Source organism: Chromobacterium alkanivorans, assembly GCF_016937655.1.
In the GTDB taxonomy this organism is placed as follows: Bacteria; Pseudomonadota; Gammaproteobacteria; order Burkholderiales; family Chromobacteriaceae; genus Chromobacterium; species Chromobacterium alkanivorans.
The window spans coordinates 127,118-140,912 of record NZ_JAFHKL010000012.1 but is presented as its reverse complement, the minus strand read 5'-3'; the positions used below and the strand labels follow the sequence as shown (position 1 = coordinate 140,912).

The window sequence follows — 13,795 nt, the reverse complement described above, 5'->3', positions numbered from 1 at the left end:
GCGGCTTGAGCTTTCTGAGCGGCGGAAGCTTCTTTCTTAGCTACGTGCTTCTTGGCTTTTTTAGCTTTCGGAGCGGAAGCTTCGGCTTTGGCGGCCTGAGCTTTTTGAGCAGCGGAAGCTTCTTTCTTCGCTACTTTTTTCTCGGCTTTCTTAGCCTTGTGGATAGCAACCGGGGCGGAAGCAGCAGCTTTTTCAGCGGCGAAGCCGTTAACGGACACCAGGCTGAAAGCAGCGGTCAGAGCAAGCAGAGCCAGCTTTTTCATTTATGAAACTCCTAAGTTTCTTGGATTGGTATGAAAGTGGACACGTAGTCCTTTTCAGGCCGAAATGCTAACCATGACAAGGGGCTGAGTCTATGCCCTCTGTGTATCCCAATGTTACGGAATGTACATTGCGCGGCGGCGGAGCTCAGATCGGCCAGCGGAACAGGAAGCGCGCGCCGCCCAGCGGCGAGCTTTCCACTTTGACTTCGCCGCGGTGGGCGCGGGCGATGCCGGCGACGATGGCCAGGCCCAGGCCGTGGCCGCCGGTCTTGCGGCCGCGGCTTTCGTCCAGCCGCACGAAGGCGTCGAACACCCGGCTGCGGTCCTGTTCGGGAATGCCGGGGCCGTCGTCGTCCACCATGATGATGCAGTGGCGCTGTTCGACGATGATGCTGGTTTGCACCAGGCGGTTGGCGTGGCGGCGGGCGTTGGACAGGAAGTTGTCCAGCACCCGGGTCAGCAGGTGTTCGTCGGCGGTGATGGCCAGGCTGGCGCCGGCCGGTTCCAGCCATTGAATGTCCTGCGTCAGCGCGGCCTGGCCGGCGATGCGGTCCTTGGCCCAGGGAATGGCGTCGAAGCTGCTGAGCTTCAGCGGCGCTTCCGGCCGGTCCAGCCGCGCGTGCAGCAGCAACTCTTCCACCAGCTTGTCGATGGCGGACAGGTCGCGTTCTATCGCTTGCCGCTCCGGGCTGCTCTCGTCGCCTTCCAGCAGCGCCATCCGGTAGCGCAGCCGCGCCAGCGGCGTGCGCAGCTCGTGGGCCACGGCGTTGGTCAGCGTTTTCTTGCTGTTGATCAGCGCGGCGATATTGTCGGCCATGTGGTTGAAGGCGACCCCCAGCTGGCTGACGCCGGAGCGCGGCGGCAGGTCGACGCGGGCGGACAGATTGCCGCTGGCCAGCTTGCCGGCGGTCTGTTCCAGCGCCACCAGGTCGCGCCAGTGCGGGCGCATCCACAGGAAGACCGGAATCGCCAGCGACAGGCCGATGAAGCCCAGCAGCGCGTAGTCGAACCATTTGAGCTGATGCAGGAAGAACAGATAGCGCAGCGGGCCGGCCACCAGCAGGTAATTGCTGTCCTCCAGCTTTTGCAGGAACACGTATTTGTCTTCCAGCATCACGATTTCGCCGCGGTCCAGCGCCTGCTTGGACTCGTCGTCCAGCAGGTAGCTGCTCATCTTCTCCACTTTGACGCGGAAGGTGAAGCCGTGGTCGGAATTGGCCAGCGTCTCGCTCCAGCGGTCTTCCGGCACGCCGCGCAAGTCGGCCTCGATCAGCGACAGCGTGGTGCGCAGCAGGTCGGACAGATAGCGCTCGCCCACATCGTCCACCGCCTGTTTGTAGACCGCGCCGACCAAGACCACCGCCACCAGGAAACAGGTCATCAGCAGCAGGTAGAACTGGATGAACAATCGGCGCATGCGCGCTTACTCCCAGCCGGACAAGGAGAACAGATAGCCGCGGTTGCGCACCGTCTTGATGCGGAACGGCTCGCTGGGGTTGTCGCCCAGCTTTTTGCGCAGCCGCGAGATGGCCACGTCTATGCTGCGGTCCAGGCCGTCGTAGCTGACGCCGCGCATCTCCTTGAGCAGGATGTCGCGGTTCAGGGTCTCTCCGGCGTGGCTGGCCAGCAGCCACAGCAGGTCGAAGTCCGAGGTGGACAGCGGAATCTTCTCATTGGCCAGCGTCACGTCGCGGCTGATCGGGTCAATCGCCAGTTGGCCGAACACCACTTTGCGCGTGCCGGGCTTGGGCGCGGCGGCGTCGGCGCCGGCCGGAGCGGGCCGCAGATTGCGCAATTGGGCGCGCAGCCGCGCCACCAGCACCGAGGGCGGCGTGGTTTTCAGAATGTAGTCGTTGGCGCCCAGCTCCAGGCCCAGGATCTGGTTCATATCGCTGTCCAGCGAGGTCAGCATGATGATGGGGCCGTCAAACTTGGGGCGCAGCTCGCGGCAGATGGACAGGCCGTCCTTGCCGGGCAGCATGATGTCCAGCAGCACCAGGTCCGGCGCTTCGCGGGCGATGGTGTCCAGCGCGGCGTCGCCGCGCGGCTCCACCACCACATCCATCTCATGGCGGGACAGGAAGTCGCTGATCAGCTCGGCCAGGTCGGCGTCGTCTTCTACAAACACGATGCGGTGAGTCATGCCTTGCATCCATCTATTCAGTGGTCAATCCGCGAAGTATCGCCCGAGCCGCCGCGCGCTTCAACTGCAAGCACGGTCAGGACCGCTCGGGCGGAGCGCTGCGCGCAGGCGATTTCCGTTTCAAAGCGGAAAATCCACCGGTCCACAGTTGCCGGCGCCTTGATTACAGTTTCCCTGCATCGCCAACCGTTTCGCAAAGGACATTCCCATGAACGATCAAGTCCGTCCCCTCGCCGTTGACCAGGCCGCCGTCCGCCGCCTGGCGGACCAGGTGCTGGGCCAGGTTCCCGCCTTGCTGGACGCGGCCGGCAAGTATTTGACCGAGGTTCAGCAGCAGAAGCTGGACTCCCATGTGCTGGCGATGGCGCGCCGCTCCTTGAGCGGCGAGGGCCTGCCGGATTTCGACAAGAGCCTGTTCGACGAGATCTCGGACACCACGCGGCGCTTGTCCGCCGCGGTGGTGGCCCTGTTCGGCAATCTGCCGGAAGAAGAGGCGCTCTTGCTGTCCATTCATTTCGAGATGGCCAAGAACAAGGCCTGAAGTCCGTCGCGCATCGATAAATAGAGGAGAGAAGCAATGACGCAGATAACCGTAGTGATTGGCGACCGCCTGGGCAAGGGACAGAAAGTGGGCGCGGGCGTGGAGGCCGCCGGCGCGCGCGCGGTGGTGGTTCCCGGCATGGCCGCGGACATGAAGCTGGGCGATGTGATGCAGGCGGAAGGCGCGCAGTTGGGCATTTCCTTCTGCGGCAGCGGCGGCGCCGGCGCGATCACCGCGCAGACCAAGTACGGCTACAAGGCCAAGTACGGCATGCGTTCGGTAGAGGAGGGCGTGACCGCGATCGAGGAGGGCTACACCGTGCTCGGTTTCGGCTTCATGGACAAGGAAGAGCTGGGGCAGCGGCTGGTGGCGGCCTATCAGAAGAAATACGGCGGCTGAGCGATGCAAACACGCTTCGAATCCAGCGTGACGGTCAGCGGCCGCGGCGACAGCAAGGCGCAGGCTTGCGCCGACGCCTTGTCCGGCGTTCAGCGCGCGGTGATGGCGGCCGGCCATCAGGTGCTGCTGCGCATCGAGCCCTTGCAGGTGACGGTGGTCGCGGCGGAGGAGTTGCGCCGCCGCGAGCGCTTTCTGTTCTTCTTCCTGCCGCGGGACCGGCGCAGCTACGCCGTCACGCTGGAGGTGGCGGTCAGCGTGACCGCGCTGGACATCGAGGCCGTGCCCTTCGCCATGCGCCAAGTTTAGGCGTCGCTTGCCGTTTCATACCCGAGGAGGAAGCCATGCTTCTGATCATTCTTCTCAAGTCGCTGTTGATCGGCGGCCTGGTCGGCGTCGCGGTGGGCGCCGGCGCGGCCCGCATGTTCCACGCGCCGACGTCCCAGGGCATGGGCGCCTTCCGCACCCTGGGCGAGCTCAATTCCTGCGAGGGCGACCCGGCCTCGCATTTTTCCTTCGGCCTGGGCTTTTTCTTCAACGCCTGGGCCTCGTCGGTGGCGGCCGGCGCCTTCACCCAGGACATCGACCACCGGGTGATTCCGCATTGGGGCGCGGCGGCGCTGCTGGCGCGCAACCGCAATGTGGCGGAGACCCTGCACAACCCGCGCAAGATGGCGCTGGTGTGCGGGGTGATAGGCATGCTGCTGGTGGCCTTCCTGAACACCACCGCTTCGGCGGTGCCGGCTTCGCTGCAAATCACCGCGGTCAAGGTCTTGGTGCCGGCGGCCAACCTCTTGGTCAACACCGTGATGCCGGTGATTTTCTGGCTGGCGGCGATTGAGGCCGGCCGGCGCTCCGGTCTGTGGGGCACGGTGTTCGGCGGGCTGGCCCAACTGATTATGGGCAACGCGGTGCCGGGCCTGGTGCTGGGCATCCTGATCGGCAAGGGCGTGGACGAGGGCGGCTGGAACAAGGTCACCAAGCTGATGATGGCGGCCATCGTGGCGCTGTTCGCGCTCAGCGCCTTCTTCCGCGGCTTTGATCTGAAACTGCTGAACAGCTTCCACTTGAACGCCCCGTCCTGGCTGGAACTGTTGCACGCCGCCGTGTGCGGCGCTTGAGGCTGAAGGAGAAAATGATGACGGAACAAGCACAAGCCGGCGATTTCTGGCTGGCGGACTGGTCTTTCCCCTTGCTGGTGGGGCTGCTGTCCGCCGGCGTGTTCGCCGGCACTCATATGTATTACGTCTACGGCATCGGCGCCTTCAACGAGGTGGCTTTCGTGTCGATGCTGCGCGCCGGCATGGATTCCGGCGTTTACGGCGCGGTGGCGGCCTTTGGCGCCAGCTTCCTGTTCGCCCGGGTGATAGAGGGCTCGCTGGTGGGCATCCTGGACATAGGCGGCGCCATCATGACCGGCGTCGGCCTCGGCATTCCGGCGATGTTCCTCGGCGCCGGCATCCTGTTCCCGGTGGAGAACTTCGGCGCGGCGCTGGCCACCGGCCTGGCGATAGGCGTGCTGATCGGCGCGGTGATCGTCTTCGCGCGCAAGTTCACCATCAATCAGGGCAACTCCACTTACGGCGCCGACGTGATGATGGGCGCCGGCAATTCTTCCGGCCGCTTTCTCGGCCCGCTGATCATCCTGTCGGCGATGGCGGCGTCGATTCCCATCGGCGTCGGCTCGCTGCTGGGCGCGCTGGCCTTCTATCTGTGGGGCAAGCCCATCACCGGCGGCGCCATTCTCGGCGCGATGCTGCTGGGCACGCTGTTCCCGGTGGCGATTGCCTGAGGAGGCGCTAATGGATGATTTGCTGATCAAGGACGCCTTGCTGGCCGACGGCTCGGTGCTGGACATCGCCGTCCGCCACGGCAAGATCGCCGCTCTGGGGCGGCTGGACGGCCCGGCCCAGCGCACGGTGAGCCTGGGCGGCCGCTGGCGGCTCAGCGCCGGCTGGATAGACGGCCATGTGCATTGCAACCCGGCCTCGCCGATTTATCACGACGAGCCGGATCAGGTGGGCGTGGCCGGCGGCGTCACCACGGTGGTGGACGCCGGCAGCGTAGGCGCCGACGAGGTCGCCGCTTTCCGCGAGCTGGCCGGCGGCTGCCGCACCGATGTGCGCGCGCTGTTGAACATCTCGCGCATCGGCCTCGCCACCCAGCACGAGCTGGCCAATCTCGACGACGTCGACGTGACGCTGGCCGGCGCGGCCATCCGCGCGCATCGCGATTTCATCGTCGGCATCAAGGCGCGGCTCAGCGGCAGCGTGGTCGGCGCCAACGGCGTCGCGCCGCTGGCGCGGGCCAAGGAGATCCAGCGCCGCTTCGGGCCGCTGCCCTTGATGGTGCACATCGGCAACACCCCGCCGTCGCTGGACGAGATCGCCGAATGGCTGGAACCGGGCGACATCGTCACCCACTGTTTCAACGGCAAGCCCAACCGCATCCTGGACGCCGCCGGCGCGCTGCGCGCCTCGGTGCGGGCTGCGATCGAGCGCGGCGTGCTGCTGGACGTCGGCCACGGCAGCGCCAGCTTCAGTTTCCGCGTGGCGCGCGAGGCGATGGCGCTGGGCGTGTACCCGGACACCATCAGCTCGGACATCTATTGCCGCAACCGCGTCAGCGGGCCGGTGTTCGGCCTGGCGGCGGTGATGTCCAAATTCCTGAGCCTGGGCATGCCGCTCACCCGGGTGCTGGACTGCGTGACCCAACGGCCGGCCGAGGCGCTGCGGCTCAGCGGCAAAGGCCGGCTGGAAGTGGGCGCGGACGCCGATCTGACCATTTTCGACATCGAAACCGCGCCGCGGCCATTGAGCGACAGCGACGGCGACACGCTGACTTGCGTGAGTCATCTGACGCCGCTGGCGGCGGTGGCGGGCGGCGTCTTGCTGCCCACCGAACAAGGAAAGGCTTGCCATGTCTTCGATCTATGAGCAGTACCAGTTGAAGCCGGTGATCAACGCCTCCGGCCGCATGACCATGCTGGGCGTGTCCACGCCGGCGCCGGAAGTGACGGCGGCGGTGGCGCAGGGCCTGGGCGGCTACTTCGAAATGAAGGATCTGGTCGACAAGACCGGCGACTACATCGCCAGGCTGCTGGAGGTGGAGGCCGCGACGGTGGTGTCCTGCGCCGCTGCGGGCATCGCCCAGTCGGTGGCCGCGGTCATCGTCCGCGACGATCCGCGCCTGCTGGTGAACTTGCACGCCGTGCCGGTCAACGGCCCGCGCGAAATCGTGCTGCCCAAGGGGCACAACGTCAATTTCGGCGCGCCGGTCGGCACCATGGTGGCTTTGGGCGGCGGCCAGGTGGTGGAGGCCGGCTGGGGCAATGAGTGCTCGGCCGCGCAGCTGGAGGCCGCGCTTGGCCCCGCCGCCGCCGCCATCCTCTATATCAAGTCGCACCACGCCTTGCAGAAAAGCGTGCTCGGCGTGGCCGAGGCCGCCGAGGTGGCGCGTCGTCGGAATCTGCCGCTGATCGTCGACGCGGCGGCGGAGGAGGACTTGCGCGCCTATTACCGCTTGGGCGCGGACCTGGTGATCTACAGCGGCGCGAAGGCGATCGAGGGGCCGACCAGCGGCCTGGTGCTGGGCCGTCGCCAATACGTGGAATGGGTCAAGCTGCAAAGCCAGGGCATAGGCCGGGCGATGAAGGTGGGCAAGGAGGGCATTCTGGGCCTGACTTGCGCGATCGAACGCTATCTGAAGCAGGACAAGGAAAGCGGGGCGGCGATGGCGGAGCGGTTGCGGCCCTTCATCGCCGGTCTGAACCAGCTGGCCGGCGTCAGCGCGCGCCTGGTCTGGGACGCGGCCGGCCGCGACATCGCCCGCGCCGAGATCGCTTTCGACGCCGGCGCCACCGGCGTCAGCGCGGTGGCCGCCGCGGCCGCGCTGAAACAGGGCGACATCGCCATTTATTTCCGGGAGTACCGGGCCAACGAAGGCCGGCTGGAGGTGGACGCGCGCAGCGTGGACGCGGCCCAGCTGGAACAGATAGGCGAGCGCATCCGCCGCCTGCTGAAGGGAGAGCAAGCATGAAACTGGAACCCAATTTTTATCAAGATCGCGTGTGCTTGAATGTGCTGGCCGGAAGCAAGCACAATGCCCGTCAGATTCATCAGGCGGCGGAAGGCCATGTGCTGGTGGGCGTGCTGTCGAAAAACTACGCCGACGTGGACAGCGCGGTGGCGGACATGCGCGAGTACGCTGCGCTGATAGACAACGCCTTGTCGGTGGGCCTGGGCGCTGGCGACCCGCGCCAGTCCGACATGGTCAGCGCCATCGTCGGCCAGGTGCAGCCGCAGCACGTCAATCAGGTGTTCACCGGCGTAGGCGCCAGCCGCGCGCTGCTGGGCCAGGCGCGGACCGTGGTCAACGGCCTGGTGTCGCCCAGCGGCATTCCCGGCCTGGTCAGGATTTCCACCGGCCCGCTCAGCGCCGGCGCGCCAGTCTGCGCCGCGCCGGTGGACACCGCCATCGCCATGCTCAAGGATATGGGCGGCAGCTCGATCAAGTACTTTCCTATGGGCGGGCTGGATTGCCGCGACGAATACCTGGCGGTGGCGGAAGCCTGCGCGCGCCATGATTTCTGGCTGGAGCCCACCGGCGGCATCACGCTGGAGAATTTCGGCGAGATCGTCCGCCTGGCGCTTGAGGCCGGCGTGTCCAAGGTGATTCCGCATGTGTACAGTTCCATCATCGACGCGAACGGCGAAACCCGGCCCGGCGACGTCGAGCGGCTGTTGTCGATGGTGAAAGCCTTGTTGTAGCCGCGCCCGGGGAGGCCGGGCGCGGGTGGGTTCAAAGAAGGAGGCTCATGGTCAAATTCCCCTATCAACGGCTGGCCCAGGCCTTTGCCGCGCTGCAGGCGGAAGCGCTGCCGCAGGAAGAACTGGCGCGCCGGCTGGCGGTGTCCACCCGCACCGTGCGCAACGACATCGACGCGCTCAACGCCATCCTTGCCGAGCACGGCGCGCGTTTCGTGCTCAAGCGCGGCGAGGGCTACCGGCTGCAGGCCGACGACCCGGAGCGCTTCCTGCAAGTGCGGCCGCAGGCCGGTTCCGGCCGCGCCATTCCGCGCCAGGCCGGCGAGCGGGTGCATTATCTGCTGGCGCAGTTCCTCGGCTCCGCCTACGCCTTGAAGCTGCAGGACCTGGCCGACGCCTGGTGCGTCAGCCGCGCCACCTTGCAGGCCGACATGGCCGAGGTGCGCGAGCGCCTGGCCGGCTACGGCCTGAGCATAGAGGCCAAGCCGCATTACGGCATGAAGCTGCTGGGCGCGGAATCCTCCATCCGCGTCTGCCTCAGCGATCTATTGGCGCAGCTGGCCGCGGAACGGCCGGACCACCCGCTATTGAGCGCGGATCCGGTGCTGGCCGACGCGCTGGCGACGGTGCGCGCCGGCCTGCCCGGCTGCTTGAGCCGCGCCGGCGTCCGCCTCAGCGACGACGGCGCCCAGTTCCTGAGCTTTTATTGCGCGGTGGCGGCCAAGCGCATCGTCGACGGCTTTCCGCTGCAGGATTTCCGCGGCGAGGAGACGCTGCCGGCGGTGGACCAGGCCGCCGCGCACATCGTCGACCTGCTGCGGCGCATGAGCGGGGTGGAGATCGCCGCCGCCGAGCGGGCCTTCCTCCGCGTCAACATCGCCGCGCGCAGCCTGAGCGGCATGCTGCCCAGCGCGATCAACGCCGACGACGCCGACGCGCTGGTCCGCTACATCCTCGACTACATCAACCGCCATTACCGCTACGATCTGCGCGCCGACCGGCAATTGCGCGAGGACCTGGTCACCCACGTCAAAACCATGATCACCCGGGTGCGCTACCAGATCACGCTGCCCAATCCGGTGCTGGCCGACATCAAGCAGCATTACGCGCTGGCCTACGATTTCACGCTGGCGGCGGTGTCCAGCTGGGCCAAGCACTCGCCGTACCGGATCTCGGAGAACGAGATCGGCTATCTGGTGCTGCACATCGGCGTGGGGCTGGAGCGTCATTATCAGATCGGCTATCTGCGCCGGCCGCAGGCCCTGCTGGTGTGCGACGGCGGCAACGCCACGCTGCGCACGCTGGAGGCGGTGCTGCGCCGCCGTTTTCCGCAGCTGGAAGTGTGCGCCGCCTTGTCCTGTCAGGAATACGAGGCGCTGGAACATGTGAGCGCCGATTTCGTGGTGTCCACGGTGCGGCTGGAGGACAAGCGCAAGCCGGTGGCCTTGCTGTCGCCGTTTCCATCGGATTACCAGCTGGAACAGTTGGCGCGGCTGGTGGCGGTGGACCGCACCCGGCCCTATATGCTGGAGCGCTATTTCTCCGCCCAGCATTTCTGGGTGGCGGAGCCGGGGCTGAGCCAGCAGGCGCTGTTCGAGCGCGTCTGCGGGCAGTTGCGCGAGGAGGGCTATGTCGACGCCGATTTCCTGCCCTCGGTGCGCGAACGCGAGGACATCCTCAGCACCATGCTGGGCGACGGCATCGCCTTGCCGCACTCGCTAGGCCTGCTGGCGCGCAAGACCACGGTGTGCACCATCATCGCGCCGCACGGCGTCGCCTGGGGCGAGGGCGGGGTGGCGCGGGTGATCTTCCTGCTGGCGATCAGCAAGACCGAGTACGAGGAGGCGATGGCGATCTACGAGCTGTTCGTCTCCTTCATGCGCCAGCGAGCCGGCGCCCGGCTGGTGGAGAGCCGCAGCTTCGAGCAGTTCCTGCGCAATGCGCTGTCATGCCTGCCTGAGGTCTGAGCCGCGCCGGGTAAGGTTTTGCACGGCTGTCAATCAATATTGTTTGGTTTAGAGTTATGTTGCGATTTGTGTTGAATAACGTTGTTTTTGTGCACTGCAAGGGGTGGAGTTCCAGCTTTTTTGTAACAGTTTGAAACTGTATATAGGTTCGAGTATTTACTTCATGCTTTCGTTCTAGATCACGCCATGTCGGCGCTTGGGCGATGTTTTCGTCATTGATCTGTAACAAGCTCCCTGGTTTTAGCCTGCGGCTGGCCATTAATCTGGATCAAATTTGCCCTTGAAAGTTGGGGGCGAACTGTTTTTAATAGCGCCGCCTGGCTTCACAACCGGGATGCTCCCGCCGCTTTCTGCGCCGTCCTGGGCTTGCTTGCCCGCCGGAAGACGCGTCTCCGCCCGAGGGTTCGCCGGCTGTCAGCGTTGTGATGTCCCAGCAGGGGAAGGCCGGCTGTCGCCGCTCTCCTGTCGCGTCATCCACTCGGGGCGATTCGCGTCGCCCCTGTCGATTGATCATGCCGACTTTTCGATTTTGATCAGCTCGCGCTGCGAGTTCCGCATTGCTTTTTGCTATGACATTGGCATTTGCTTGGCCGTTGGCCGCGCAAGGCCTTGCCGTTGCCGCCCGGCCTGGAGCCGGGCCTGGATTACCGTCGCCGGGGCCGATGGCGCGCAGCCGTTCGCGCCCGGGCGGGATAACAAGAATGTTCAACCCGTAAAGTCGTAAATGATGAGAAACCAAAGACCCTCACGCCTGTGGCGGGGACTTGCTGTTGCTTCGGCGTTGCTGCTCGCCGGGTGTCAAGGCGGAATCCTTGACCCCAAGGGCCCGGTGGCGGCGGAGCAGAAGTCCCTGATCATCACGGCAACCGCGCTGATGCTGCTGGTGGTCATCCCGGTGATCCTGATGACCTTCTTCTTCGCCTGGAAATACCGCGCCAGCAACAAGGACGCCGTCTACGAGCCGAAATGGTCGCACTCGACCAAGATCGAGCTGGTGGTCTGGCTGATTCCCTGCATCATCATCGCCTTCCTCGCCGTGCTGACCTGGGAAACCACGCACAAGCTGGACCCGTACCGCCCGCTGGATTCGGATCAGAAGCCGATCGAGGTGCAGGTGGTGGCGTTGAACTGGAAATGGTTGTTCATCTACCCGGAGCAGCAGATCGCCACGATCAACGAGCTGGCCTTCCCCAGCAATGTGCCGGTGAATTTCAAGATCACTTCCGACGCGGCGATGAACTCCTTCTTCATCCCGCAACTGGGCGGCCAGATTTACGCGATGGCCGGCATGCAGACCCAGTTGCATCTGCTGGCGCACGAGCCGGGCGTGTACAAGGGCTTCTCCGCCAACTACAGCGGCGCCGGCTTCTCCGGCATGAAGTTCAACGCCGTCGCCACCAAGACGCCGGCCGAGTTCGACGCCTGGGTGGCCAAGGTCAAGGCTTCCGGCAAGACGCTGGACGTGAACGGCTACCGCGGCCTGGTGCTGCCTAGCGAAAAGAATCCGGTGGCCTATTACGGCGCCGTCACCCCCTATCTGTTCCAGGGCGTGCTGCACAAATACATGACCGGCCGCACCTCGCTGGCCGCCACCGAGGCCGACGTCAAGCTGGCCGCGCTGGCCAAGAGCCTGTGCGAACCGCTGACGGTGAAGGAGTAATCAAGACATGCTGTTAGGCAAACTGACGCTGGACGCCATCCCTTTCCACGAACCCATCGTGATGGGCGCGCTGGGCGGCGCCGGCCTGATCGGGCTGATGCTGGTGGCCCTGATCTCCAAGATGGGCAAATGGGGTTATCTGTGGCATGAGTGGCTGACCTCGGTCGACCACAAGAAGATAGGCGTGATGTACATCATCGTCGCCATGATCATGCTGCTGCGCGGCTTCGCCGACGCGCTGATGATGCGCGCGCAACTGGCCATCGCCACCGGCGGCAGCCACGGCGTGCTGCCGCCCGATCACTACGATCAGATCTTCACCGCCCACGGCGTGATCATGATCATCTTCATGGCCATGCCCTTCATGACCGGCCTGATGAACATCGTGGTGCCGCTGCAGATCGGCGCGCGCGACGTGGCCTTCCCCTTCCTGAACTCGCTGAGCTTCTGGCTGCTGGTGGCCGCGGTGATCCTGGTCAACCTGTCGCTGGGCGTCGGCAACTTCGCCCGCACCGGCTGGGTGGCTTATCCGCCATTGGCCGGCATCGCCTTCAGTCCGGACGTGGGGGTGGATTATTACACCTGGGCCTTGCAGATATCAGGGATAGGGACGACGCTGACAGCGATCAACTTCCTGGTCACCGTGATCAAGATGCGCGCGCCCGGCATGAAGCTGATGGACATGCCCATCTTCACCTGGACCTGCACCTGGGCCAATGTGCTGATCGCCAGCTCCTTCCCCATCCTGACCGGCGCGCTGGCGATGCTGAGCCTGGACCGCTACCTGGACTTCCATTTCTTCACCGCGGAAGCCGGCGGCAACGCGATGATGTATCTGAACCTGTTCTGGGCCTGGGGCCATCCCGAGGTCTACATCCTGGTGCTGCCCGCCTTCGGCATTTTCTCCGAGGTGGTGTCCACCTTCACCGGCAAGCGCCTGTTCGGCCACAAGTCGATGATCTACGCCAGCGGCGCGATCTCCATCCTGGGCTTCATGGTGTGGCTGCATCACTTCTTCACCATGGGTTCCGGCGCCAGCGTCAACGCCTTCTTCGGCATCGCGACCATGATCATCTCCATCCCGACCGGGGTGAAGCTGTTCAACTGGCTGTTCACCATCTACCGCGGCCGCCTGCGCTTTGAAACCCCCATCCTGTGGACGCTGGGCTTCATGGTCACCTTCTCCATCGGCGGCATGACCGGCGTGCTGATGGCGGTGCCGGGCGCGGACTTCGTGCTGCACAACAGCCTGTTCCTGATCGCCCACTTCCACAACACCATCATCGGCGGCGCGGTGTTCGGCTACCTGGCCGGCGTGACCTTCTGGTTCCCGAAAGTGTTCGGCTTCAAGCTGAATCCGAAACTGGGCAAGGCCTCGTTCTGGTTCTGGCAGATCGGTTTCATGTTCGCCTTCATGCCGCTGTACGTGCTGGGCTTCCTCGGCATGACCCGCCGCCTGAACTACACCACCAACCCGGAATGGGAGCCGTGGCTGTACCTGGCGCTGTTCGGCGCACTGTTGATCGCCTGCGGCATCGCCTGCCAACTGCTGCAGATCGTGGTCAGCATCCGCGACCGCAAGAAGCTGGCCGACGTCAGCGGCGACCCGTGGAACGGCCATACCCTGGAGTGGTCCACCTCGTCGCCGGCGCCGTTCTACAACTTCGCCAAGCTGCCGGTGGTGCACGACATCGACGCCTTCACCGACATGAAGGAAAAGGGCGTGGCCTACGCGGTGCCCAAGTCCTATGAACCCATCCACATGCCGAAGAACACTGCGATGGGCGTTTACATCGGCGGCTTCACCACGGTGCTGGGCTTCGCCCTGATCTGGCATATCTGGTGGCTGGCCATCGTCGGCCTGGTGGGCATCGTCGGCTGCATGCTGGCGCGCGCCTATGACAACGATCTGGACTACTACGTGCAGCCGGAGGAAGTGGAAGCCATCGAGCGCGAGCGCTTCGAGAAGCTGGGCATCGACGTGGACAACTACACCGAGCGCGACACGGCCAAGCCGCACAAGGCTGCGCGTCCGACCACCACCGCGTAAGGGGCTGAA

The 13,795-nt window shown here is 65.1% G+C and carries 14 protein-coding genes; 11 read left to right on the top strand and 3 right to left on the bottom strand.

The genetic code is table 11. The features are described from left to right. The 3 genes from JW897_RS19790 to rstA all read right to left on the bottom strand — a co-directional run. Positions 1 to 263: hypothetical protein (locus JW897_RS19790; RefSeq protein ID WP_205467362.1), on the bottom strand; the 263-nt coding region annotated here is incomplete at its 3' end. Between the two features lie 145 nt (positions 264 to 408). Next, entirely contained in the window at positions 409 to 1,680 is a 1,272-nt protein-coding gene (gene rstB / locus JW897_RS19785; protein WP_019101597.1) for a two-component system sensor histidine kinase RstB, read from the bottom strand. Between the two features lie 6 nt (positions 1,681 to 1,686). Further along, positions 1,687 to 2,406, bottom strand: a complete 720-nt coding sequence (gene rstA / locus JW897_RS19780; protein ID WP_048415430.1) for a two-component system response regulator RstA — start codon at positions 2,404 to 2,406, stop codon at positions 1,687 to 1,689. A 208-nt stretch (positions 2,407 to 2,614) separates the two neighbouring features. On the opposite strand from rstA, the gene JW897_RS19775 reads away from it, so the two are divergent. From JW897_RS19775 to cyoB, 11 genes are all read left to right on the top strand, one after another. Continuing rightward, positions 2,615 to 2,947: a hypothetical protein gene (locus JW897_RS19775; RefSeq protein ID WP_205467361.1), complete on the top strand. Its 333-nt coding sequence runs from the start codon at positions 2,615 to 2,617 to the stop codon at positions 2,945 to 2,947. A gap of 36 nt (positions 2,948 to 2,983) precedes the next feature. Beyond that, a complete protein-coding gene (locus JW897_RS19770) occupies positions 2,984 to 3,346 on the top strand; it encodes an SFCGS family glycine-rich protein (RefSeq protein ID WP_048415409.1) in 363 nt (120 codons plus the stop codon). Between the two features lie 3 nt (positions 3,347 to 3,349). Next, positions 3,350 to 3,652, top strand: a complete 303-nt coding sequence (locus JW897_RS19765) for a DUF4312 family protein (protein ID WP_048415410.1) — start codon at positions 3,350 to 3,352, stop codon at positions 3,650 to 3,652. 35 nt (positions 3,653 to 3,687) lie between these two features. Next, positions 3,688 to 4,464 (top strand): DUF4311 domain-containing protein, encoded by a 777-nt coding sequence (locus JW897_RS19760; protein WP_205467360.1) that lies wholly within the window; start codon positions 3,688 to 3,690, stop codon positions 4,462 to 4,464. A gap of 17 nt (positions 4,465 to 4,481) precedes the next feature. Next, positions 4,482 to 5,135 carry a DUF4310 family protein gene (locus JW897_RS19755; RefSeq protein ID WP_240352303.1) on the top strand — a complete coding sequence of 218 codons (654 nt, stop codon included), beginning with the start codon at positions 4,482 to 4,484 and terminating at the stop codon, positions 5,133 to 5,135. A gap of 10 nt (positions 5,136 to 5,145) precedes the next feature. After that, complete coding sequence (locus JW897_RS19750; RefSeq protein WP_205467358.1) at positions 5,146 to 6,279, top strand: amidohydrolase/deacetylase family metallohydrolase; 1,134 nt, start codon at positions 5,146 to 5,148, stop codon at positions 6,277 to 6,279. Continuing rightward, positions 6,263 to 7,381, top strand: a complete 1,119-nt coding sequence (locus JW897_RS19745; protein WP_048415414.1) for a DgaE family pyridoxal phosphate-dependent ammonia lyase — start codon at positions 6,263 to 6,265, stop codon at positions 7,379 to 7,381. Before JW897_RS19750 ends, JW897_RS19745 begins: the two co-directional genes overlap by 17 nt. Next, positions 7,378 to 8,112 (top strand): 2-dehydro-3-deoxy-phosphogluconate aldolase, encoded by a 735-nt coding sequence (gene dagF, locus JW897_RS19740; RefSeq protein WP_205467357.1) that lies wholly within the window; start codon positions 7,378 to 7,380, stop codon positions 8,110 to 8,112. Before JW897_RS19745 ends, dagF begins: the two co-directional genes overlap by 4 nt. Positions 8,113 to 8,159: 47 nt before the next feature. After that, the gene (locus tag JW897_RS19735; RefSeq protein WP_205467356.1) at positions 8,160 to 10,076 is read left to right on the top strand and encodes a BglG family transcription antiterminator; all 1,917 of its coding nucleotides are present in this window, start codon (positions 8,160 to 8,162) and stop codon (positions 10,074 to 10,076) included. A 724-nt stretch (positions 10,077 to 10,800) separates the two neighbouring features. Further along, positions 10,801 to 11,736, top strand: coding sequence for a ubiquinol oxidase subunit II (gene cyoA, locus JW897_RS19730; protein ID WP_338030581.1), 936 nt, complete (start codon positions 10,801 to 10,803; stop codon positions 11,734 to 11,736). Between the two features lie 7 nt (positions 11,737 to 11,743). Then, positions 11,744 to 13,786 carry a cytochrome o ubiquinol oxidase subunit I gene (cyoB, locus tag JW897_RS19725; RefSeq protein ID WP_048415417.1) on the top strand — a complete coding sequence of 681 codons (2,043 nt, stop codon included), beginning with the start codon at positions 11,744 to 11,746 and terminating at the stop codon, positions 13,784 to 13,786. Positions 13,787 to 13,795 lie beyond the last annotated feature (9 nt).